Below are 21,263 nucleotides of genomic sequence, written 5' to 3'. Positions count from 1 at the left end.
ATTCTGGCAGGAAATGTTGTGGAGGCCGCAACGATCGGGTCGCTTTGAAGATGCCCCGAATGAGGTTAGCAGCGGTGCGGCGGAGAAGATGTATTTACTCGCACGCGAGTAGTGCCACCAGCCTTGTGCTATTTCGGTTTTAGCCTTGGAAGAGCTGTCGCTGTCGTTTGGGCTACCGGGGCCTACACTTGATCCGATGACCAAGTTCCGACAGTCCAAACGATATCAGGCCGTCTCCGGGATTGCGGCCTTCTTACAGAGCCGTGCTACCCATCGGCAAAAGGCGCGAGCGATTTCGGGATTTTCGCTGCGGTCGACCGCATAGGCCCGATACTGCATGCCGCTGGGAGTTCGCGATCCTGGTATCACGTTCAGGATACCCCCGCGCACCAGATCGCTGACGATGATTTCAGGCGCCACCAACAGGCATTTTCCCGTTATGACGGCCGGCAGGGCAAGATAATTGTGATCATATCGCGCCCCCGACTTTATGTCCTTCGTGGCCAAGTTCATCGCCCTCAGCCAGGTCGGCAATACGTCGGGCCGGGATGTGATGTTGAGAACCGGCATCGAGCGAACAATCGAGAGTGTTTTTCCCGCTACATGATTTGGAGATCCGACACATACAAGTGTCTCATTGTAAATCTCCCAATCATCGGCCGGTTCAATGACCGAAAGATCACGAGTAATCAAGATATCGAAATCGTCGGAGGACGTCGGCGGCGACAATGAACTGATCACGTCGACGATTACGCCGCCCATCTCGGCAGAGAACGCCTGGAGATTCGGAATCAGAAAGGAGTACGCGAAAGTGGAAAGCGACGTGCGGACCACGATCCGATTGGCGTCCGCTCGATTCCGGCGCCGCATCCTCTTGGCGGTAAAACACACCGTATCAAGCGGTTCGGCTACGGTGTTGACAAACAGCCGTCCGAATTCCGTCAGTTCGCTGCGCCGGCCTTTCCGTTCCACGAGGTCTGTGCCAAAGTAATCCTGCAACACCGACAGATAGCGGCTGACCGAGCTCTGTGTCGTTCCCAACGTGCGAGCTGCGCGTGTTACGCTTCCTTCTCGCGCGATGGTCACGAACACTCTGATTGCATTGAGGGGCACGTCATCGTGCTCGGCAGGCATCTTCTGCTCCGGTAGAGTCTTGAATGTCCGCCAGTGACGCGGCAGGCCGTTGTCACAAGTGATGCTTCATCACATTATTCGATGTACGTTGTCGGAGTACTGCTTATCAACGACATTTGAGCGCAAAATCGGCGGCCTTTAGTACGATGCGTACGGTCCAGTTTGCGACTTCATGAATTTAAGCGCCGCGAATGGCACGCAATTGCCTGGCGATGGTCGAGCAGCCACGTTCTTCTCGATGAAAGGTCTTCTACTTGGAATGTCCGCAGGCTCAGGACAGCGCCGGGCCCAGATCAAGCGGCTGAATTCGTGGCAAGATCTCGCTCGCTAGGGTGGACCACGCGCAGCGTTCAAAGCAAGCGAGCTTCAGCAGCCTTGACTTCATGGAATTCAAGGCCGAAGGCCTGCTGACCTGCCTCATCCTGCACGTGGTGCGGCTTGAGCTGCACCTGCGCACCCATGGTGCAATTGCGTACGCTCTCGACGCGACCGCCGGAGAGCCTCAGGGAGCTGCTACGCACCATCGCCAGCGAGGGCGCGCCCGCGGCCCGAGAACTGGCTGGCAGTTTCCTCGCCATGGAAGGCAGCGAGGAATACCGCAGCATGCTGTCCAGCGCAGAGAAGGCCACCCGCCTCTGGTCCTCCGCTAGCCCAGCCGGCGAGATCAGCACCACCTCCACCTTCCAGCTCGCCGAGCTGGTGAGCGAAGTCTCCACGATCTACCTGATGGTCGACGAGGAGCAACTCACGGTTGACGCCGGCTTCCTGCGCGTCATGGTGGGGTGCGTCATTGACGCGTTGACGCGCGGCAAGCACCTGCCGCGCCCCAAACACGAGGTACTCCTGCTGCTCGATGAGGCGGCTGCCTTGGGCAGCCTTGAGCCGCTCGAGCGCGGAGTAGTGTGAGTGGCGGAGTAATTCTCCCCACTTATGGCATTTGAAAATTCCCCAGTTTTCGCGACGGCCGACCGGCCAGGGCATGCCCTGGCCGGTCGGCCGTCGCGTCGAATCGCCGACGTTCCTCCTGCAGGCGGAAGGGAGGGCGCGGTGCTCAAACTTGGGGAACTTGTCATGATCCTGGATTTGCATCGTCAAGGTCTGTCGGTCAGCGCTATCGCCCGGCAACTTGGTGTCGATCGAAAGACAGTCAGGGCCTACATCGCCAAAGGATTGGAGCCGCCGGTCTACAAAAAGCGAGCGGTGCGGCCCGGAATTGTCGACCACTTCGAAGCTTATTTGCGTGAGCGGCTGGCTGCCTATCCTGCGCTCACCGCCGTGCGGCTGTGGCGTGAGCTCAAGGAACGCGGCTTCGTCGGCGGCTACAGCATCGTACGCGATCGCGTGCGCGAGCTGCGGCCTGCCCAGCCGGCAGCCTTCGAAGTGCGTTTTGAAACTCCAGCAGGTGAGCAGGCGCAAGTCGACTTCGCCAGGTTCGAGGTCCAGTTTGTCGATGAGCCAGGAGTCAAGCGCATCGTCTGGCTGTTCTCGATGGTGCTCGGCTACTCACGACTGATCTGGGCGCGGTTCGTTGTCCATCAGGACCTGCAAACAGTGCTTCGCTGCCATATCGCCGCTCTGGAAGCGATCGGCGGCGCTCCGCGCGAGATCCTCTACGACCGCATGAAGACCGCTGTCCTTGGCCAGGACGCCGAGGGGCTCGTGGTCTACAACCGCGCGCTGATCCCGCTCGCCATTATGGCTTCCAGCCGCGCGCTTGCCGGCCTTATCGGCCCAAGACAAAAGGCAAGGTCGAGCGGCCATTCCGCTACATCCGCGAGGACTTCTTCCTCGGCGGGGTCTTCCGCAATCTGGACGACCTCAACGGCCAGCTCCGCCATTGGCTGGATACCGTCGCCAATCCGCGGGTGCATGCCACGACCCATCGGGTCGTCAATGAGGCCTTCGCCGAGGAAAAGGCGGCACTGCAAGCCTTGCCGAGCGCGCCCTACCGGGCGGTGTTGCATCTGGAGCGACGGGCCTCGCACGAAGGCATGGTGAGCGTCGGCGGCAATCTGTACAGCGTGCCTGATACGAGGCGGCGGCGGGTCTTCGACGTCCACGTCCTCGCCGACGAAATCCGCATCTTCGAGGGCAGCGTGCTGGTGGCAAGTCATGCCCCGCTCGAAGGTCGGGGCCAGAAGCGGCTCGATCCGGCACATCGCAAGCTCGCCAGCTTCGGCCGACGCCGTCCAGGCAGTGCAGAACCCGTCACCCTCACGCGCGCCGGTGACCACGCCGTTCGTCGCTCGCTTGACTTCTACGCGGCCGTCGGCCGCCGCCTGGCAGCCCAGGTATGATGAGTGCTTCCTCCGTCATCGAGCGCGTCAAGACCAACCTGGTCAGTCTGAAGATGCCGCGCGCCCTGGAAATCCTCGATGTCACCCTGCGCGGCCTCGAACGCGGCGAAATTAGCGCCCTCGACGCCATCGATGCCTTGCTCACCGAAGAACTCACGATGCGCGAGAACCGTCGCATCAAAATGGCGGTTCAAATGGCCAAGTTGTCGGCCATCAAGACGCTCGCCGGCTTCGACTTCGCCTTCCAACCGTCGCTCGACAAAAACCGCGTCCTGGCGCTCGCCGGATTGCAGTTCATTAATCGGGCCGAGGCGGTCCATCTCATTGGGCCACCAGGAACCGGCAAGACCCATTTGAGCCTCGCTCTCGGCGTGGAGGCCGTTAAGGCAGGGCGCAGCGTCTACTTCAGCTCCCTCGCCGATATCGTCGCCTCGCTCGCCAAGGCCGAACGTGACGGCGCTCTGCGCGAGCGGATCCGCTACTACTGCCGGTTCGCGCTGCTCATCGTCGATGAAATCGGCTACCTCCCGGTCACCCCCGGTGGCGGCAACTTGTTCTTCCAGCTCGTCAACGCCCGATATGAAAAAGGCGCTATGATCCTAACCTCGAACCGCGGCTTCGCCGAGTGGGGAGAGATCTTCGGCGATTCCGTCGTCGCTACCGCGCTGCTCGATCGCCTGCTTCACCACGCCGTCGTCATCCAAATCGAGGGCTCGAGCTATCGCCTACGCGAACATGCTGATCTCGTCCCCGAGACGATCCGACACAAAACGCAGGCAACCGCGAACCCCATTCCCCCGACCCTGAAACGGCGGGGCCGTCCACCAAAAGACGGAGGTGCTGATCACGTCGACGGCTGATCGCCATCCCGCCAACTGGGGAATTTTGCGGCGCCACTTCTGAGGAGATTCCGTGCGCCGTTGACACAGTAGGGTACCTGCGCGCGTATTGTATCCCCTTCTCGTCTCCCTGGACCGAGCCAGCTGCGCGAGCTGTACCGACGGTCAGGTTCGTTCCTCGCGAACGCGACCTGCAAGGTGTTCTTCAATGTTGCCCACCTTGAGCCGGCGGAGGTTCGTTTCGGAGATCATCGGCCGAGCAACGTCGCTGGCCAAGAAGCAGGGCACCTCGCGGTCGAACATGGACATGATGCGCGAGCAGCATTCGATGGGTCTCTCCGAGAACGGCCGCTGGCTACTGGACCCTTCCGAGGTGCTGCGCCTGCCCGGCGGGCGCAGCCCAATCCTCTGCCGCAGCGACATCCTGCGCTATTCGGTGCGTCAGCTATCGCTCGTGGCGCCATTGCGCTGGTGGAAAAAGTACGATTCGTTGACCGGCATTGACCAACGATTCCCTTCCGCGACAGCCCGGTGCGACTGTGATCTGCAACTAGGGCTTCGAAACAGAGACCTCCAGCGGGCCGACCTTGAAGCCAGCCTTTCCTTCGGTGGAAACGATGATCGGCGGGAACCCATCGCATTTCAATTCGTATTCAGCCACTAGATCCGGGCCTTCCGACGATTCGGATTCCTTCGCCTCGGACTTCTTCGGCTTCACGCAAATCTGTGGCTCGACTTCACAGCTTCGATGGCGCTTTGCCCCCTCGGCATCGGCATTCTTTGCGGGCTCTCGCGGTGGAGGTGGTGCAGGTGGGGGCGGGGCATCTGGCGACGGCGCTACGGCAGCCTGCTGGAGCAGGCGGGAGGCAAGCTCAAAAGCCGCAGCGGACGACTCTGACTGCAACGCCAGGTAAAGGGTGACGAATTCGTCTCTGTCGGGAAGGACCAAGAACATCTTCCCGCCGAGCAGGTCTGCCTGTTCCTTAGTGAGAGATTGAGGGGTCTCGGCTTTCCTTATGGCGTCGAGCACGCACTTTTGCACATTACCTGCCATCAGGTAGCACTCGCAGACATGAACGTTGATGATGCCCTTGCCCGCGAGCTTGTCTATCTGGTTGACGGGAGCAAGCAGTCGAAAGGACTTGATCGATACCTCCGATATATCCAGAGAGCATGACGTGCCCTGGGTTAGGATCGCGTACTTCGCTGGGTCGGCTGCGAGAGCGTGGCTGGGTAGCAAAGTGACCAGGAAGCTCAGAACAGCGAACATCAAAGCCTTGTGGCTCATGATCTCCTCCGTCAATGAACTCGCAGATGAACTTGCTTGTGGTCCTTCTCCCAGAGGGACGGGCCTAATATCTTCAGAGATTATAAATCAACGTCTTGGACGTTCGCAATCTCGGGTCGACGATGAGTTGCTTTGGTCCAAGATATCATCGACTTGCTATGACCCCGTGTCATCGCGGCCGCGAACGACCTGCTACGGGAAGGTGCGTGAGATCCTGGCGGCAGGATCGGAAGCGGTTTGACCAAACCGTCGGGCGAACGAGCTGGTTCTCACGCAAACCGAGCAGCTCGAAGAACAACCGGTCAAGCTCCGTGATGAGCCACTGGCCTTGCGCGGCCCGCTGACGGGCGTGAAGAGTGCGGCGATCCGCCGCTGCTGCCCCAACCGCTTCAGAGTCGCGGATGCGCGGCGTAGTAGGCAGGCCGGGTCTTCAGACGCGCGATGTGTTTCTGCGTTTTCGCGGCGGCCAGTCCGACTTCCTGCGTTCCGCTGTAGGCGAGCGCTATTGTTCCGTCCGGCTCCCGTCGACCAACCGTGGATACTCTATTTTGCGGCGTTGCTTCCTGCCGTCGGTCCGGTTGGCGGGCCGGTCCTGCGGGCTTGTCTCGGCTGACAGGCGGCCGGCTCCAGCCACTCATCGCGATCGTCGTGCGCAAGGATTGGTGAGGATGAAGTCCACACTGGCATCGCCCAGGCGGCCATGACCTTCACGCAATCTCCGGGAAGAACGGTGTTGCGGATCTCGTGAATGGGAGGGCGCTCATGAGCGCACCTCCTGGATCAGCGGTCGCGCGCTCCAGCCGAAGTCGCTGCGGATCAGCTCAAAGTGGTCCATGGTGCCGAGACTGTCGGTGAGCGGCTTTCCGCCTCGACGGCCACCCACTCTTCATACTCAAAGCACTTGACCAGGAAGCTGGAAGAAGGGGCTCATCGCCCCGTCTCCTTGTCGGCCTTCGGCTCGCAGACGACCAGGCGGCTATCCAGGGGGAGGCAGCTGAGCTGGAGGTTGAACCCCTTGCCGTCATCGTGGGGCCAGGCGGTGCCGATCTTGGTTCAGAAGGCTTTGTCGCCTTCGCCCTCAACCAGATAAACCCCATGTGAGCGCTGGTTCCTTTCGTTGCGTTTCATTTGACGATCTCCCGTTTGTTTCAGCCGGCTGCGCTAATCGCGGCCGGACGGGGAATGTTTGGGAGACGCGGACACAGCGGCGGCGCAACGCAGGGTCCGGCCGAGGGCTCCCTTCAGGGATACGGGTTGGATGCCTTGCGCCGACGTGCCTCGGCGCCAGTTTCCCCCGTCCTCCTGGCCGTGCATTGGGGTTAGAGGCGCAACGGGAGAGCGGCTTGAAACGCAATAGGACCACGCCAGAATGAGTTTCTGGTCAAGTTGAAGCGGCACGTTCGAATCAGTAATCGAACGGTTCGCGGACGAGGACCGGTAAGTGCACGTATCCAGCTGCTACTGAGCCGTAGAACCGATGGAAGCCGTTATGGACCGTGAAACGGTATGCACCTGAGCTATCGCGGTAGACCTCGATGGGCGGTAGTGCGCATTCAGGTGATTGAAAAGCGAAGAGCACAGGGAGCAGTTTGTACTTCTTCAGAATGGGAATGCCAGGATCGCGCTCAACATCGCCGATAGGAACGATTTGGACGTCATCCTCGCTGCCAAGCTGATAGGGGTAATGACCTCCGGGACTAGGCTGGAAGCGCCTCCATTTCAGCGAAGCGCCACCAGTCTTCCGGAATGTCGAACGTGCCCGCACCTGTTGGAAGGTCAAAGCGCACGACTCAGTCCTTCGTTTACCCGTCAACCGATGAAAAGACGTTTGACTGCGCGAGAGATTTGCTGGAACAGGCTCGGCGTCTAGGTGTGCGGTTTCTCGAGGACAGGATCTCTGTTCGCTGGAGGATCGCCAGTTACCTCAAACCCACAGTGATCCCCCAGTGCAACGACGTCGGCAAACAAACACTCGGGGCCGCATTTCCCGTGCTCGCTCGGCTCCATAAAGCTACCAACGAAATGATAGAGCTGTTGACCAGGGTTCGACCGGCCAAGGGGATCAAGAACCATCGCAAGCATCTGAAGTGTCTGAAGACTCGCGCATGCCATTGAAAACGCGAAAACGTTCTCGCGAGCTCTTAGCGGGTGGCGCTTGTCCAATCCCTGGATGTAGGTCGGGTCGTCCAGATAGCCCTCACGTTCGAGCTGGACAAGCCCTGCGTCGTACTGCCCCATGCATTGCATGCACTGATGCCCCACCGTTACTGTATGAGCACGCCAGTCGGCCGCGGCCAATTCCTCATGTCGGTTTGTACGTACAGCAATTCCACCATCAACGACAGGAATCAGGTGAGCATAGGCAATCAAATTAAGAACGTGCCTTCCCCAGGGGCGGTCGACGCATGAAAACAGAACGTCGCAATCCAGCGCGGCACGGAAACCGGCTTCCTCATAAACGGCGGCCACCACCGGAAGGGCTTCGAATCTCGCCCCTGTTGCGCATGCGCCCAAATGGCCAGCCAACGCTGTTGCTTTTAGCTCGCCGACGTTGGTCCGCGTCGCGTACAGAAGGCGGTCCAGATTTTTGGTCTCGATCCGGTCGAAATCAATCACCGTAACATCTTCAATCCCGGTGCGTGCCATGCTCTCCGCGATGAAGGCGCCCACACTGCCTGCTCCGACAATGCCCACCCTGAGCCTTGCGAGATCGGCTTGCTTCTTCTTTCCCCAGGCCGAAATCGTTCGAATCTGCGCTTCTGTTCCGCGCGGGACCGGCGCGAGAGCTTCCATGAAAGTGGAACGAAGCCTTTCTCCGACCACGCGGACAGTGGCGCAGTCCCGCTTGGCGTACTGCCGCGGCGCCATGCGCTCCCAGAACCTGGCGCTCCAGGCTCCGTCGCTCGCGATCGTCAGGCCTACGAAGGGCAGCTTGGTGGCGCCGTAGACGGCGGCTGCGCGACTCTGCTCGGTGTTGATGTCATCCGGACTCATGCCCTGCCATGCCAAGCCGCCCGGATGGCTGTGCATGAGAACTAGGCCTGCGTCTGCCTGTGCGGCTTCTGAAAGGGCTCGGGTGAAATAGTGGGATTCGAAGCTGGCATTACCGTGGACGTTCCGCTCTCCTTCGCGCGGCAAGATGAGCCGTTCGACCAGAGCGGTCGTCCGCGTCTGCCCCGTGCTCGGGTGCCAGAGCGCAAAACAGAGATCTTCCTGACGGTCGGCGCGTAGCAGGTGACGTCGTGCCTGCGCGTCGACCGTCTCGGACATGGCAGCGCTTCGGACGACCCTAGTCATTGCGTGTCCCAGAGTTTCCAGACATGGCTCATGTAGGTGGCCACCGCCTTCTTCGCGGCGCCCCAGTTCTTGTAGGGGCGAGACCAGTATTGCCACTCACCACCGAGCGCGCTCTGAAACTCCGCGCTGTCGTGAATGCCGCCTGTCGGGTGTTCGCCTCCGCCCTGGTTGGGATGAAACTTCGGCGACACGTGGATTCCCCCGGGCGATGTCATCGGAAAGTCCGTGGGGACGACCAAGCCGAGCCGGACCTGTCGTCCGGCGAATTTGCCGGCCGGAATTTCATAGTCGAAGTAGACATGCTCGGCCTTGCCGGGAGCGATCGCAGGATTGAAGCCGAGTGATTTCAGACCCGCGATGAAGAAGGGCACGCCTGTTGCCGTCCCGTCGGAGACCGGGGCGGGGCCGACCGAGATGACCTGGAAGCTCGCACCATCGTGCAATGTGAAGGGAACGTCGCCCTTGCCCTGAAAGTTGGCCTGATGATGGGGGTCGGTTTCGATCAGGTAGTGCGTTGCGACATCCAGTCCCGAGAACTCCTTAATGATCTCGTTGGGCGTCCACCTGCGCTCTTCCGTCTCGTAGTTTTCGCCGTCCACCGAGAAATGGATGACCTTCGGATGGCGGTGGGCCTCGTCCTTGGCTTTATCGATATCGACCATAGCTTTCTCGATATCGTGCAGGGCCTCCGCTTCATCCCAGGCCGGATGACCCTGATCGTTGTTCACATTTTCCATCGATGTGGTTCCTTTCGTTTGCACTTGCGCCATGCGCTTCCGCCATGGCATAGTTGACGATATCGCCATGATGACTCTAAATGGCGAGAACGTCAATAAAAGAATGTCGAATTCGCCATGAATGCGGAAGCTACTGATATCTTTAAGGAAAGACTGAGGGCTGCCAGGGATCTGCGTGGCCTAAGCCAGAGTCAGTTGGCTTCGAACGCAAAACTTCCGCCCAGCTCGGTGTCGCACTTTGAGGCCGGTACCCGAAAACCATCCTTCGAGAATCTCAAACGGCTCGCTGTCGCCCTGGATGTCACGACCGACTATTTGCTGGGCCGCGCGGATGCTCCCAACGCCGATGGGACCGTCGGCCGCCTGCATCGCGACATCCATAACCTCAGCCACGAAGACATGAAGCTCGCCGAAGACTTCGTCGGCATGCTCCTCAAGCGCGCCAGCGCGACCAAGAAGGATGACTAATGAGCGCGAAGACCCGCGTACCTCGAAAGATGATCGCGGAGGGCGCCGCGACTGTCGTGTTGCGTGAAATGAAGATTGAAGGCTTGCGCGTGGACCCGATTGATATCGCCCTACGCAAGGACATCGTGGTCGAGCCGAAGCCGGATAACGCCAAGGGCGTGTCGGGCATGTTGGTAAAAGCGGGTGACACCTTCGGCATCATGTACGCAACCCACGTCCCCAATAAGGGATTTCAAAAATTCTGCGTCGCCCATGAACTCGGTCATTACTGCATAGATGGCCACGCCGACGCACTCCTTGCGCACGGTCCACATTATTCCAATGCTCACTTCACATCGAACGATCCGTTTGAAATGGAAGCGGATTACTTTGCCGCTGCCTTGCTGATGCCCGAGGTGCCGTTCCGCAAGGAGGCCAACCGGCATGACCCCGGCCTTACCGCTGTCGAAACGCTCGCTAAAGCATGCGAAACTTCGCTAACTGCAACGGCGATCCGGTACGCGGGACTTACACGCGATGCGGTTGCTGTCATCGTGAGCACAGGTCCTTCAATTGACTGGTGTTTCATGTCGGAAGGACTGAAAGAAGGTAAGAAGCTGGAGTGGATCAAGAAAGGCACTCCCGTTCCCACCGGAACGGTCACCGAAAGCTTCAACGCACTGTCTGAAAATGTGCGCCTTGGCAAAAAGGATTCAGGTGACGGACGATTGAACGACTGGATGGGGGGAGAGCGCATCTATCGCATTACGGAGGAAGTCGTCGGTCTTGGGCAGTACGGCCGTACCCTAACGGTGTTGACGTGCGAGTCTCTAACCGCGCAAGCGAACGGCGACGAGTCCGATGACGACGAGGCCGATCTCGTAGAAAGCTGGACTCCCAAATTTCGACGGTAGCGCGGCGGTCTGTCTTTTAGATGGCAAGTCGTCGGAGCTGACTCGCTGAGTGCACGATGAACTTGAATGAGAGGGAGATAATGGCGACGTACACACAACGGGTCAGGGATAGCATCCTCCCGCTTCCGGTCGCCGATACCCTACCCAAAGCGTTTGAAGAATGGCGCTTTACCGGTCAGACCCATGACCACGAAGAGCCCCACGAAATGTGTCAACTCTGCGGGCAGGAAGGGCTTCGATATCATTTTGAGATCCAGAACGACTTCACCTACCACACGCTTGACGTCGGCTCACATTGTATCATGCAATTCGATGTCGCGGTGTACGAGGATGGTCGCCGTCTCAGCCCAAAAGACGCGAGAGCTCGCCTTCACAAGCTAGTCCAGAAAATGCGATTGGAATCTTGCATCAAGTCGCTTCAACGCCTGGCTCACGCCGAATCCTCACAGATCCTCGCTGGCGCGCTGCTTACTATCAGGCAAACAAGAAGCTTACACCAAAGCAGGCTTTTGTCGTCTTTTGGCGGCTACGCAGCAATGGTATCGATCACGATCCGTCGTTCTTCAACATAACGCTAAAGAAGAAGCGATACATGGACGACTTCGCCGCTATGGACACGACAAAAGTTCATTTTTTCTGGAAAGCGCTAACGCCGAGCCAGCGCAAGCATGCCCTCACGTTGGGACATACACCACCACACATTCAGTAAGCATAAAGTTTGTTCTTTGCTGCAGGGCTGCCTCGGTGTTGATGCGGGAAGCGTCAGCTTGGCAGACCTCGGCACTTGCCATTAGCATCGCCAAGCGAAATTGAAGCGCATCTCCTTGTCGCGATGGAGGCGACTGGCAAAGCCCAAGGTGATCTCGTGGTCGCCGCTTTCGAGGATATTGTTGGCGCGAATCGGCATTCCGTGGCCGCACAAACACGGCCGACCACGTTCAGGATTGGGTCTTGGGTGTGTGCAAACGGATAAGTCGGCACGCGGCCGTGATCGCCAATCGTTGCAGGCGGCCGATGTCTCGCGTCGGAGCGTCCAATGACCGGCCAAAGTGGGTATCGCGACGGGATATTGCGCTTTTGGAGGCACTTTCCGGCCTTCAGGCGACGCGGATGGCTGCAATCAGGCTCGGTTTCCGACGATGTTCATCACCCGTGTGAGGTTATTGGCGAGAACATGCAGCGCCATCTCAGCGGCGACATTCCGTAGCCGCTTCATCAGGAAGTGGGTTGCACCCATCCAGGTTTTGATCGTGCCGAAGGGATGCTCGACCGTCTCGCGCCGCCTCCGCATGGCGTCGGGATCGGAATCGAGCCGTCTCTGGACCTCCTCGACCACTTGCTCATGCTCCCAACGCGCGATGCGGCGCTCCTTGGACGGCATACATTGTGACCTTGCCCCACGGGCTTAATCCAGTTTGAAGTTCGTTCTGGCCCACGACAAGGACCAGAGCATGAAGCGCAGCCGCTTTTCGGAAGAGCAGATCATCGGGATTTTGAAGGAGCACGAGGCCGGCGTTTCGGTTGCCGACCTGTGCCGCAAGCATGGCGTCAGCGACGCCAGCATCTACAAATGGAGGGCGAAGTTCGGCGGTATGGAGGTGTCGGAGGCTAAGCGGCTGAAGGCGCTGGAGGATGAGAACACGCGGCTGAAGCGGCTGCTGGCGGATGCCATGCTCGACAATGTCGCGCTGAAGGACTTGCTGGGAAAGAAATGGTGACGCCCGCGAGGAGGCGGAAAGCTGTCGCCCATCTCATGGATGCCCACGGGATGAGCGAACGGCGGGCGTGTAAAACCATCGGCAGCTGCCGCATGACTGTGAGATACAAGACGATCCGGACGGACGATGGCGGCCTTCGCCAGCGCATGAAGGCGATCGCGCACGAGCGCCGCCGCTTCGGCTATCGGCGCGTGCATGTCCTGCTCAAGCGGGAGGGCTATAGGGTCAACCACAAGAAGCTGTTCCGGCTGTACCGGGAAGAGAAGCTTGCAGTGCGCCGCCGTGGCGGCCGCAAGCGCGCCATCGGGACCAGGGCGCCGATGACGGTGCCGATGGCGCCGAACGAGCGCTGGTCGCTCGACTTCGTGTCGGATCAGCTGACCTGCGGCCGCCGCTTCCGCGTCCTCACCGTGGTCGATGACTGCACCCGCGAGTGCCTGGCGCTGGTGGCCGATACCTCGCTCTCCGGCATCCGCGTGGCGCGGGAACTGGACCGGCTGATGATCGAGCGCGGCAAGCCGAAAATGGTGGTCAGCGACAACGGCAGCGAGCTGACCAGCAACGCCATCCTGACATGGGCGGATCAGAGCCGCGTCGCCTGGCACTACATTGCGCCGGGCAAGCCCATGCAGAATGCCTTCATCGAGAGCTTCATGTATAGACGGCCCCGCGGATGCAAGGGATTTCAGCAGCACTTTGGATACCGGTCGGGTGCGTTCATGTATACGGCCTGTTTGTGCGACCGATGCCATGGCCGCTGGCCCTGATGGAGATCGCGGATCGAGGCCTCATCAACGGGTCGCGCTTGTTGCGCTTAAAGCTCTTCGGGCTTGCTCGATCCCCAGCTCCGCCGGTGTCCATCATGCTGTCATTTGCCCTCACACCATAAGGTGGCCAACATACGCGACATTTAGGTCGCGAGCTTAGGCCGATAGAATTCCCCGGTCGTCATCATCGCCCAGACGATCCGTGCCAACTTGTTGGCGACAGCGACAGCGACCACCATGGGCCGACGCCGTCCAAGCAGGGCTTCGATCCAGCCGCCTCCAACCCGGGACCGGGCCTTTGGATACCGAACGACGTTGCGTGCCCCGATGACAAGCAAGTGCCTGAGATAGGAATCGCCCTGCTTTGTTATGCGGCCGAGCCGGTCCTTCCCGCCGGTGGAATTCTGCTTAGGCGTCAGGCCAAGCCAGGCCGCGAACTCCCGCCCGGAGCGGAACATGGTCGCGTCCGGCACGGTCGCGGCGAGAGCTGTGGCCGTTATGGGACCGATCCCGGGAATCGAGGACAGCAACTTCGCCATCGGATTTACTCGCTGGATCTCAGCCAGTTCGCGCTCGATGACCTCGACCTGCCGGCCCAATTCCTTCAGTTGGCTCACAAGGACGGCCAGCGCGATGCGGGCGTGGGCCGGTAGCGTCAGTTCCTCGTTATCCAACAAGTCCGCCAGACCATCCACCCGTTGCCGGCCTTGCCCGACAATGATTCCGAACTCAGCAAAGTGAGCCCGAATGGCGCAAGCTGTCATGGTGCGTTGGCGGACCAGCAAGCCTCTTGCACGATGAAGCATCAAGAAGCCCTGATTCTCGGCGCTCTTGATTGGAACGAACCGCATATTGGGACGACTGACCGCTTCGCAGATCGCGGCCGCGTCAGCGGCGTCATTCTTGGCTCCTCTTCGGAGGTAGGGTTTAACATAGGCTGGCGGGATCAATCTCACATCGTGTCCAAACTGCCGAATCTCCCGCGCCCAGTGGTGAGCAGTCGCGCAGGCCTCGATGCCGACTAGGCAAGGTGCGAGCGAGGAGAAGAACGACACGATCTCGCCTCGCCGGAGACGTTGGCGACCGGCCACTTGGCCTTGCCTATCAACTGCATGGATGTGAAATACGTGCTTCGAAATGTCCAACCCAATTGTCGCGGCTTCCATTGGTCAATTGCTCCTGTTAGCGGGTTCGTCCATCGCCAGTATATCGCCGGCGCCGAGGGAGCGGGGCCGTCTTCCCCATCAACGGCCGGCTGCGGGATGAATTGCTGAACGAGACGCTGTTCACGTCACTGGCCCAGGCTCGCGTCGCACTCGGATGCTGGCGGGCCGATTACAACGATGCCCGACCCCACTCGCAGCTCGGATGGAAAACGCCCTCCGAGTTCGCCTTCACCTGTCACCCGCGCCGGGATCTGGCGCTGCGCTATGCCGAAGGCTCCGCGCCAGCTCCCGTCGCTCCCACCGCCCAACCGGGCAAATCCAACGACCGGAGCGAACTCAGGATTGGATAAAACTTGGGGGCAAGGTCAATTGGCTCTTGATCGCGCAGCCTTGGCAGCCGCTGTCGACCAGTAACGGCGCAGCGCCTTGGCGTTCGACGTCATGGGCTTGGGCAGGCGCATCGAGCACTTCCAGGCGGCTCATCTCCTGCTTCAGCCGAGCGATCTTTTCCTTGATCCTCGTCGTCTTGATGCTGATCGCTTCCGACGGCTCCTGCCGATCGGCGCTATCGAGTTGACGCAGATATCGACCAACGCTTTCCTCGATCTGCGCCATCCGCCTCGCCATCTTGGCATGCGTGAAGTTGCGATCGCGGTTGTTCACTGCCTTCTTGCTGCCATTTCCGTCGAAGTAACCACGGTCGGCGACAGCCTCGAGTTTGTCTACTTCGAGCACTTCTTTGGCTTGCTTCGACATCCGAGCAAGCTGCCCACGGTCGTTACGAGATATTGGCCTGCGAAGAGGCTGGCGTTGCAGTCACGCCGTCATTCCGTGCTCGATGTTGGTGTAGTGATAGGGCAGCAGCTGGCCGGACGGGCAGCTGCCGACGTTTATGACCTCATGCGTAACAATCAGATGGTGTTCGGTGTCCACCGCGACCTGGACATTGTAGCCGACGACACCCGATCCGCGTCCGCTGGTGGCCATCGAACGGGCATCCGGATCGATCAACGATATCTGTTGATCCGGCGTTGCGCATCTATGGTCGGTAACCGCACCAAGGGCGCGAACTGCTGTCGATTTCGCAAGATTGCGAGCGGACAGATCGGCTCGGCTCCAGCTTCCCTGTAGGCTTGGGCCCGGTGCGCAACTTCCGCTTTGCCAAGACCTGCAATCAAGGTTTCGGTCCGAGAGATCACGAGAAAATCCGGGTCGTGTCTTGTCGTTGGCCGGCGGGCCTGCCCAGATCCTGCCCTGCATTCGCTCCATCGGCATTCCCGCCGCAGGTGGGCGGTGCGTTGAGCGATCGCTCGTTCATCATTCTCTCCCTCGGACACCTATAGCCATCGTATATTCGAAAGTTTCCATCGACTTATTCGATGGACGTCATTCCGCCGTAGCAGTTCGGGTTTCTAAGGTCGCGCACATTCGGATTTGCCTAGACCAGACAGGCGATCGATTTTCCGGGTTCGCAAGTCTCATGCCAATCTCGAAGTCACGGCAGTAACATCCTTGATCCAAACTGAAGTTGAATTCCGAGGCAGTTATGATCCGTTACGATCTGACGCGACGACAAGCTCTCACCGGCGCTCTTTCGGCCAGCATGTTGGCCAGCACGGGCCTTGGGGCTGTCGAGAACGATTTCAAGAAGCTGCCGCGTCGTCGGCTGACGATCGGCATGTCCGGCTTTCCTCGCGCATTCGACCCAGTCATTGCGACCGACACTGCCATTCGCCGGATCATGCCACAGCTTTTCGATACGCTCATCACCTTCGATCACGGCCGGGACATGACGTTGCGGCCCTGCTTGGCCGAGAAGTGGGAACGGATCGATGCGCAGTCGCTGCGATTGTTTTTGCGCAAGGGCGTCACCTTCCATGACGGAGCCCCGCTGACCGCCGAAGACGTGGCCTTCAGCTTGGGTCCCGACCATCTGCTGGGACCTGGGCGCAGCGGAATGTCAGAGGCGTTGCAGTCGCTCGACCGCCTCGAGAAGGTCGAGATCATTGATCCCTACACCGTCGTTGTGCATGCGAAGGGCGGCGATGCGCTCCTCGAGCAGCGGCTCGCGGCCTGGGGATCGGAGATCGTCAGCAAGCGCGCCTTCACGGCCGCGGGCTCTTGGGAGCGCTGGATGACCGCCCCCGTGGGAAGCGGGCCGTACAAGCTGGTCGATCACAAGCTCGACATCCATGTCACTTTGGCCGCGCACAATGGCTATTGGGGCGGACCGCCAGCATTCGAAGGCATCGAGTATCGTATCCTTCCCGAACTCTCCGCGCGCGTGAACGGCCTGCTCGCCGGGGAGCTCGATATCGTCACCGACATTCCGCCGGATCAGTTCGAGGGCATCCAGAAGCGCGCCGATCTCGAGGTCGTGGGTGGCGCCGTGCAGAATATCCGCTCGCTCGTCCTCGATCAGACCGATCCGGTCCTAAAGGATGTACGCGTCCGCCGCGCGATCAGCCTTGCGCTCGATCGCAGGCTGATCGTGGAGAGTCTATGGGAGAATCGGCTTCCGATCCCGAACGGCTACCAGCTGCGGAGCTATGGCGAAGGCTATATCGAAGAATTCGCGGCGCTTGCCTATGACCCCGACAAAGCCAAGGAGCTGCTCGCGGCAGCGCGCTACAATGGAGAGCAGATCACGTATCGCCTGCTCAACAACTACTATCCCAATCAAGTCTCCACCGCGCAGATCATGATCGAGATGTGGCGTGCCGTCGGCCTGAACGTCAAAATCCAAATGATGGAAAGTTTCGCGCAAGTGCAAGGTCAGCCGGTGCGGGCCATATTCGATACCTCCAATACGGCGCTCTTTCTCGATCATCTTGGTCATCCCTGGCGCGAATACGGTCCCAGCGGCTCCCTGCCAAAGTCGATCGGAATTTGGCACAACGAGGAATATTTCTCCCTCGGCGCGAAGCTTCAAGCTGCCGTGCAGCCCGAGCAGCGGCGACCGATCATCCGCCGCATGCTCGAGATCATCGACGAGATCGATCCGCCTTGCGTTATTCTGCACGTGTCGGGACAGTTCTACGGCAAGCGCCGCGACGTGACGTGGTTGCCAGGACTGACGCTCGATCTCGATTTCGGGCCGCGCAACAAAGCCCTGATCCGGACCTGATCGTAATGATCGGCGGCTCCAACCTACGATCCTGCGATGGCAAGCCCAGTTTGGGGCCCTGCCTTAACCGAGTAGCGTCGTCATGATATCGCAAGGCAACGCGATCGTCGTCAGCAATCCTGCGATCCAGTTTGCACGGGCGATCCGACGCGACGACTACGCTCTTCGGGGGGCGGGGAAGCCGCGGCGCATATGTGGCTGCGCAGTTCCGTCCATTGCCGTCGATCTGAGGTCGCAGCGGCCGGAGACAGATCCCTCCGCGACGCGCAGCCAGTCGAAGGCGCTGGCCGCTGGAACTGCCGTGCCGTCGCGTGAGATCAGCGCGCGTGCGAGACAATCCGGTTCGCATGCAGCTATCGGCGCGAAGCAGCCTGGCGAGCGCTCTCGCCATCTGGCTGAGCGACGCCGACAAGATCCGGCGCATGGACGCACGCCTCGTGGAGTCGGTCTGCGGGTAGGGGCCCTTGCGACGGATAGACGAGCGGCCGCCGAGTTTATTGGCGCAGTCAGCGACGCGATCGCGTTGTTTCGTCCCTCGGGCCGCGAGGATGCCGCCCGCCGTGAACCGAAGGGGCCGCGATGATGCGCCAAGGTCAGAGTCCTCAAATGGAGCCGATTCTCGAAATCGCCGGTCTTCGTGTGGCGTTCGACGATGTCCCGATGCTGCGCGGAATCGATCTCACGCTCGCGCGCGGCGAATCGCTCGGCATGGTTGGCGAAAGCGGTTGCGGCAAGTCCGTGACGTGGCTTGCGGCGCTAGGGCTTTTGACCCGGCGCGCCCGGATAACGGGCAGCGTACGCTTAGCCGGCGAGGAGCTCCTCCATGCTTCGGCCTCTCGCCTCGACAAGGTGCGCGGCGGTCGAATCGCGATGATCTTTCAGGATCCGGCGAGCGCGCTCAACCCGGTACACACGGTAGGCGATCAGATCGTCGAAGCCCTGCGGCTCCATCGCGGCATGGACCGGCACACCGCGTTGGCCGAAGCGCGGCGTCTGCTGGACCAGGTTAGCGTTCCAGACGCGGCGCGCCGGCTCAAAGCCTATCCGCACGAGTTCTCCGGTGGGCAGAGCCAGCGGGTCATGATCGCAATGGCACTTGCGGGGCAGCCTGACGTCTTGATCGCTGATGAGCCTACCACCGCGTTGGATGTCACCATTCAAGCGCAGATGCTTGACCTTCTGCAGCAGATCCAGCGGGAAACAGGCATGGCGCTGGTCCTGATCTCGCACGATCTTGGCGTCGTCGGCGAGATGTGCGAACGCATCCTGGTCCTTTACGCGGGGCACATTGTCGAGGAGCTGCCCGCCCAGCGCCTCTTTGATCAGCCTGTTCATCCCTATACGCGAGGTCTTCTCGCGGCGCTTCCGGACCTCGAGGCACCACGGCGCCGTTTGCCGGCCATTCGTGGTGTCGTTCCAAACGCGGCCAAGTTGCCGCCAGGCTGCCCGTTCGCTCCCCGCTGTGATCAGCGGATCGAACGCTGCGGTGAATGGGTGACCGAGCTCGCTCCGCTCCGTGGCGAGGCCCGACACAGAGCTGCATGTTTGCGTGCCGTCGGAGATTCTTCTGCGGGCGAGATCGTGGCCGCATGACTAGGACCACGCCACCGCTTCTCCAAGCCGACAGGCTTGTTCGCCAATATCACTTGCGAGAGGGCCTGTTCCAAAGATCAGCGAAGGTATACGCCATCAATGGGCTTTCTCTGGCCTTGGCTCGTGGTGAAACGCTCGGATTGGTTGGCGAATCCGGCTGCGGTAAGTCCACGGCGGGCCGGCTCCTGATCGGCTTGGAACGACCTGACTCTGGCGTGGTCAGCTTCGACGGCGAAGCTCTACCTCCCATTGGCCATGCTCCATGGCGGCGTCTCAGGATGCGAATCCAAATGGTCTTTCAGGATCCGCTAGGCGCGCTCGATCCTCGCTCGACGATCGGTGCGCAGATCGCCGAACCGCTCGACATTCACCGCCTCGGCAGCAGGTCCGAGCGCGAGGCTCGGGTCGATGCGCTTCTCACCGATGTCGGGCTCGGGAGCGACCACATCAAGCGCTTTCCGCATGAGCTTTCAGGCGGCCAGCGCCAAAGAGCCGTCTTGGCCCGTGCGCTCGCGACCGATCCAGATCTCCTCGTTTGCGATGAACCCGTATCGGCTCTCGATGTCTCCATTCAGGCCCAAGTCGTCAACCTTCTGCATGACCTTCAGGAGCGACGCCGCATGGCGATGATCTTCATCAGTCATGATCTGCGCGTGGTCCGGCAGATCTGCGACCGTATTGCCGTCATGTATCTCGGTGCCATCGTCGAAGAGGGCTTGTCCGACGCGGTTCTGCTGAATCCTTTGCACCCCTATTCACGAGCACTCGTTTCCGCAGTGCCGACGCCTGGACGACATCGCAATCGCACGATTCTTCAGGGAGATCCGCCCAATCCGGCCGCGCGGCCGAGCGGCTGCGCATTCCATCCCCGCTGTCCTGCCGCCCGCCCGGTCTGTGCGCGGGGCGTGCCAGAGCTGAGATCCGTCCCTGACGGGCGCCGCGTCGCCTGCCATCTCGTCGGCTATGGTGCCGAGCGCGGAGGCGAGGGGTGATGGCTCGCTTCGTCGCCGTCCGCTTGGTGCGCGCGGTGCTCACCATCACGATGGTGGTCACATTCGCGTTCGTGGTGCTGCGTGCCTCTGGCGATCCCGCCCGGGCGCTTTTATCGCCCGAGACCCCCGCTGCGGCAGTTGAGGCTTTCCGGAAATCATGGGGCCTCGATGCGCCGCTCTGGGTCCAATACGTCAGATATCTGGGTGCCGTCGCCCACGGAGATCTCGGCCAATCCATGCGTAACGGACGGGCCGCCATCACGGTCGTTGCCGAGCGCATTCCTGTCACGCTGATGCTGACCGTGCCCGCTCTCATCCTGAATCTTTGCTTCGGCATTCCGGCCGGCATCTACGCAGCCCTGAAACGCGATAGTCTGGTGGACCGGCTGGTGATGACGGTGGCGGTTCTTGGGTTCACCGTGCCCTCTTTCGTGCTCGGCCTCGTTCTCGTCCTGGTCTTCGCCATCGAGCTCCCCTGGTTTCCTTCGGGTGGTGCGGGCACTTGGCCCCACATGGTGCTGCCCGTCGTTACGCTCGGTCTTTCCGGCGCGGCCGTTCTGGCTCGCTTCACCCGCAGCGCCATGCTCGAGGTGCTTGGGCAGCCCTATATCCGGACCGGCAGCGCGAAGGGGGTGCCATGGCGCAGCGTCGTGACGGGGCACGCCCTGCCGAACGCCGCCATAGCCCTGTTGACCATCATAGGTTTCATGGTTGGTAACCTTGTCGCAGGAACCGTGCTCGTCGAAAGCGTCTTTTCATGGCCAGGCCTTGGCAGCCTGCTCATCGTGTCGGTCGCAAGCCGGGATCTGGCCGTCGTTCAATGCATCATGCTCGTCGTGGCGGCCGCCATGATCACCACCAATGTCACTGTCGATTTGCTCTATGGCGTCCTCGATCCACGCCTGCGCGAATCACGTTCGGCCGGAGGCGCATAATTGTCTCACGTT

16 protein-coding genes and 5 pseudogenes are annotated in these 21,263 nt (G+C 60.5%); 12 read left to right on the top strand and 9 right to left on the bottom strand.

The window, feature by feature from the left end; genetic code table 11:
* Positions 1 to 225: 225 nt before the first annotated feature.
* The gene (locus BRAD3257_RS32455; protein WP_122405254.1) at positions 226 to 1,134 is read right to left on the bottom strand and encodes a LysR family transcriptional regulator; all 909 of its coding nucleotides are present in this window, start codon (positions 1,132 to 1,134) and stop codon (positions 226 to 228) included.
* Between the two features lie 459 nt (positions 1,135 to 1,593).
* On the opposite strand from BRAD3257_RS32455, the gene BRAD3257_RS32450 reads away from it, so the two are divergent.
* The 3 genes and pseudogenes from BRAD3257_RS32450 (at position 1,594) to istB (ending at position 4,291) form a co-directional block, all read left to right on the top strand.
* The gene (locus tag BRAD3257_RS32450; protein WP_122405253.1) at positions 1,594 to 2,040 is read left to right on the top strand and encodes a type IV secretory system conjugative DNA transfer family protein; all 447 of its coding nucleotides are present in this window, start codon (positions 1,594 to 1,596) and stop codon (positions 2,038 to 2,040) included.
* A gap of 141 nt (positions 2,041 to 2,181) precedes the next feature.
* Positions 2,182 to 3,431: pseudogene (gene istA / locus BRAD3257_RS32445) on the top strand (IS21 family transposase).
* The gene (gene istB / locus BRAD3257_RS32440) at positions 3,428 to 4,291 is read left to right on the top strand and encodes an IS21-like element helper ATPase IstB (protein WP_407120139.1); all 864 of its coding nucleotides are present in this window, start codon (positions 3,428 to 3,430) and stop codon (positions 4,289 to 4,291) included. The pseudogene istA and the gene istB overlap by 4 nt, the downstream one beginning before the upstream one ends.
* A 529-nt stretch (positions 4,292 to 4,820) precedes the next feature.
* Here istB and BRAD3257_RS32435 read toward each other — a convergent pair.
* The 4 genes from BRAD3257_RS32435 to BRAD3257_RS32420 all read right to left on the bottom strand — a co-directional run bounded on the left by BRAD3257_RS32435 (position 4,821) and on the right by BRAD3257_RS32420 (position 9,592).
* Positions 4,821 to 5,558: a hypothetical protein gene (locus BRAD3257_RS32435; RefSeq protein WP_145987068.1), complete on the bottom strand. Its 738-nt coding sequence runs from the start codon at positions 5,556 to 5,558 to the stop codon at positions 4,821 to 4,823.
* Between the two features lie 760 nt (positions 5,559 to 6,318).
* Positions 6,319 to 6,441, bottom strand: coding sequence for a hypothetical protein (locus BRAD3257_RS41830; protein ID WP_283809909.1), 123 nt, complete (start codon positions 6,439 to 6,441; stop codon positions 6,319 to 6,321).
* Positions 6,442 to 7,424: 983 nt separating this feature from the next.
* Positions 7,425 to 8,828 (bottom strand): ThiF family adenylyltransferase, encoded by a 1,404-nt coding sequence (locus tag BRAD3257_RS32425; protein ID WP_160118893.1) that lies wholly within the window; start codon positions 8,826 to 8,828, stop codon positions 7,425 to 7,427.
* 23 nt (positions 8,829 to 8,851) lie between these two features.
* The gene (locus BRAD3257_RS32420; protein ID WP_160118892.1) at positions 8,852 to 9,592 is read right to left on the bottom strand and encodes an E2/UBC family protein; all 741 of its coding nucleotides are present in this window, start codon (positions 9,590 to 9,592) and stop codon (positions 8,852 to 8,854) included.
* A gap of 117 nt (positions 9,593 to 9,709) precedes the next feature.
* Between BRAD3257_RS32420 and BRAD3257_RS32415 the strand changes: the two genes are divergently transcribed.
* The 3 genes from BRAD3257_RS32415 to BRAD3257_RS32405 all read left to right on the top strand — a co-directional run bounded on the left by BRAD3257_RS32415 (position 9,710) and on the right by BRAD3257_RS32405 (position 11,525).
* Positions 9,710 to 10,060 carry a helix-turn-helix domain-containing protein gene (locus tag BRAD3257_RS32415; RefSeq protein ID WP_122405248.1) on the top strand — a complete coding sequence of 117 codons (351 nt, stop codon included), beginning with the start codon at positions 9,710 to 9,712 and terminating at the stop codon, positions 10,058 to 10,060.
* On the top strand, positions 10,060 to 10,953 hold the full coding sequence (locus tag BRAD3257_RS32410; RefSeq protein WP_122405247.1) for an ImmA/IrrE family metallo-endopeptidase: 894 nt from the start codon (positions 10,060 to 10,062) through the stop codon (positions 10,951 to 10,953). Before BRAD3257_RS32415 ends, BRAD3257_RS32410 begins: the two co-directional genes overlap by 1 nt.
* An 80-nt stretch (positions 10,954 to 11,033) precedes the next feature.
* A complete protein-coding gene (locus BRAD3257_RS32405) occupies positions 11,034 to 11,525 on the top strand; it encodes a hypothetical protein (RefSeq protein WP_197711516.1) in 492 nt (163 codons plus the stop codon).
* 548 nt (positions 11,526 to 12,073) lie between these two features.
* Here the strand turns inward: BRAD3257_RS32405 and BRAD3257_RS32400 are convergent.
* Positions 12,074 to 12,346 (bottom strand): annotated as a pseudogene (locus BRAD3257_RS32400) (transposase); the annotation flags it as partial.
* A gap of 58 nt (positions 12,347 to 12,404) precedes the next feature.
* On the opposite strand from BRAD3257_RS32400, the pseudogene BRAD3257_RS32395 reads away from it, so the two are divergent.
* Positions 12,405 to 13,324, top strand: a pseudogene (locus BRAD3257_RS32395) (IS3 family transposase); the annotation flags it as partial.
* A 257-nt stretch (positions 13,325 to 13,581) separates the two neighbouring features.
* Here BRAD3257_RS32395 and BRAD3257_RS32390 read toward each other — a convergent pair.
* Positions 13,582 to 14,604 carry an IS110 family RNA-guided transposase gene (locus BRAD3257_RS32390; RefSeq protein ID WP_122405246.1) on the bottom strand — a complete coding sequence of 341 codons (1,023 nt, stop codon included), beginning with the start codon at positions 14,602 to 14,604 and terminating at the stop codon, positions 13,582 to 13,584.
* A gap of 80 nt (positions 14,605 to 14,684) precedes the next feature.
* On the opposite strand from BRAD3257_RS32390, the pseudogene BRAD3257_RS32385 reads away from it, so the two are divergent.
* Positions 14,685 to 14,954, top strand: a pseudogene (locus tag BRAD3257_RS32385) (integrase core domain-containing protein); the annotation flags it as partial.
* On the opposite strand, the gene BRAD3257_RS42370 reads toward BRAD3257_RS32385, so the two are convergent.
* Positions 14,941 to 15,360 carry a hypothetical protein gene (locus tag BRAD3257_RS42370; RefSeq protein ID WP_122405245.1) on the bottom strand — a complete coding sequence of 140 codons (420 nt, stop codon included), beginning with the start codon at positions 15,358 to 15,360 and terminating at the stop codon, positions 14,941 to 14,943. The pseudogene BRAD3257_RS32385 and the gene BRAD3257_RS42370 sit on opposite strands and share 14 nt — an antisense overlap.
* Before the next feature lie 126 nt (positions 15,361 to 15,486).
* A pseudogene (locus BRAD3257_RS32375) lies at positions 15,487 to 15,636 on the bottom strand (IS5/IS1182 family transposase); the annotation flags it as partial.
* 514 nt (positions 15,637 to 16,150) lie between these two features.
* On the opposite strand from BRAD3257_RS32375, the gene BRAD3257_RS32365 reads away from it, so the two are divergent.
* From BRAD3257_RS32365 to BRAD3257_RS32350, 4 genes are all read left to right on the top strand, one after another.
* Entirely contained in the window at positions 16,151 to 17,731 is a 1,581-nt protein-coding gene (locus tag BRAD3257_RS32365; RefSeq protein ID WP_122405244.1) for an ABC transporter substrate-binding protein, read from the top strand.
* A gap of 606 nt (positions 17,732 to 18,337) precedes the next feature.
* Positions 18,338 to 19,324: an ABC transporter ATP-binding protein gene (locus tag BRAD3257_RS32360; protein WP_122405243.1), complete on the top strand. Its 987-nt coding sequence runs from the start codon at positions 18,338 to 18,340 to the stop codon at positions 19,322 to 19,324.
* Complete coding sequence (locus tag BRAD3257_RS32355; protein ID WP_122405242.1) at positions 19,321 to 20,316, top strand: ABC transporter ATP-binding protein; 996 nt, start codon at positions 19,321 to 19,323, stop codon at positions 20,314 to 20,316. Before BRAD3257_RS32360 ends, BRAD3257_RS32355 begins: the two co-directional genes overlap by 4 nt.
* A complete protein-coding gene (locus BRAD3257_RS32350; protein WP_122406879.1) occupies positions 20,316 to 21,251 on the top strand; it encodes an ABC transporter permease in 936 nt (311 codons plus the stop codon). The genes BRAD3257_RS32355 and BRAD3257_RS32350 overlap by 1 nt, the downstream gene beginning before the upstream one ends.
* Positions 21,252 to 21,263: the final 12 nt, after the last annotated feature.

Origin of the sequence: Bradyrhizobium vignae (genome assembly GCF_900324035.1) — a bacterium.
GTDB classification, from domain to species: domain Bacteria; phylum Pseudomonadota; class Alphaproteobacteria; order Rhizobiales; family Xanthobacteraceae; genus Bradyrhizobium; species Bradyrhizobium vignae.
Note: the sequence above shows the minus strand (reverse complement) of the source record. Positions and strands in the feature narration are given on the sequence as shown.

Bases quoted from the DNA above. Each gene is read 5' to 3' on its own strand.
- BRAD3257_RS32455 (WP_122405254.1), bottom strand. From the start codon at position 1,134: ATGCCTGCCGAGCACGATGACGTGCCCCTCAATGCAATCAGAGTGTTC.
- BRAD3257_RS32450 (WP_122405253.1), top strand. From the start codon at position 1,594: ATGGTGCAATTGCGTACGCTCTCGACGCGACCGCCGGAGAGCCTCAGG.
- istB (WP_407120139.1), top strand. From the start codon at position 3,428: ATGATGAGTGCTTCCTCCGTCATCGAGCGCGTCAAGACCAACCTGGTC.
- BRAD3257_RS32435 (WP_145987068.1), bottom strand. From the start codon at position 5,558: ATGAGCCACAAGGCTTTGATGTTCGCTGTTCTGAGCTTCCTGGTCACT.
- BRAD3257_RS32425 (WP_160118893.1), bottom strand. From the start codon at position 8,828: ATGTCCGAGACGGTCGACGCGCAGGCACGACGTCACCTGCTACGCGCC.
- BRAD3257_RS32420 (WP_160118892.1), bottom strand. From the start codon at position 9,592: ATGGAAAATGTGAACAACGATCAGGGTCATCCGGCCTGGGATGAAGCG.
- BRAD3257_RS32415 (WP_122405248.1), top strand. From the start codon at position 9,710: ATGAATGCGGAAGCTACTGATATCTTTAAGGAAAGACTGAGGGCTGCC.
- BRAD3257_RS32410 (WP_122405247.1), top strand. From the start codon at position 10,060: ATGAGCGCGAAGACCCGCGTACCTCGAAAGATGATCGCGGAGGGCGCC.
- BRAD3257_RS32405 (WP_197711516.1), top strand. From the start codon at position 11,034: ATGGCGACGTACACACAACGGGTCAGGGATAGCATCCTCCCGCTTCCG.
- BRAD3257_RS32390 (WP_122405246.1), bottom strand. From the start codon at position 14,604: ATGGAAGCCGCGACAATTGGGTTGGACATTTCGAAGCACGTATTTCAC.
- BRAD3257_RS42370 (WP_122405245.1), bottom strand. From the start codon at position 15,360: ATGTCGAAGCAAGCCAAAGAAGTGCTCGAAGTAGACAAACTCGAGGCT.
- BRAD3257_RS32365 (WP_122405244.1), top strand. From the start codon at position 16,151: ATGATCCGTTACGATCTGACGCGACGACAAGCTCTCACCGGCGCTCTT.
- BRAD3257_RS32360 (WP_122405243.1), top strand. From the start codon at position 18,338: ATGGAGCCGATTCTCGAAATCGCCGGTCTTCGTGTGGCGTTCGACGAT.
- BRAD3257_RS32355 (WP_122405242.1), top strand. From the start codon at position 19,321: ATGACTAGGACCACGCCACCGCTTCTCCAAGCCGACAGGCTTGTTCGC.
- BRAD3257_RS32350 (WP_122406879.1), top strand. From the start codon at position 20,316: ATGGCTCGCTTCGTCGCCGTCCGCTTGGTGCGCGCGGTGCTCACCATC.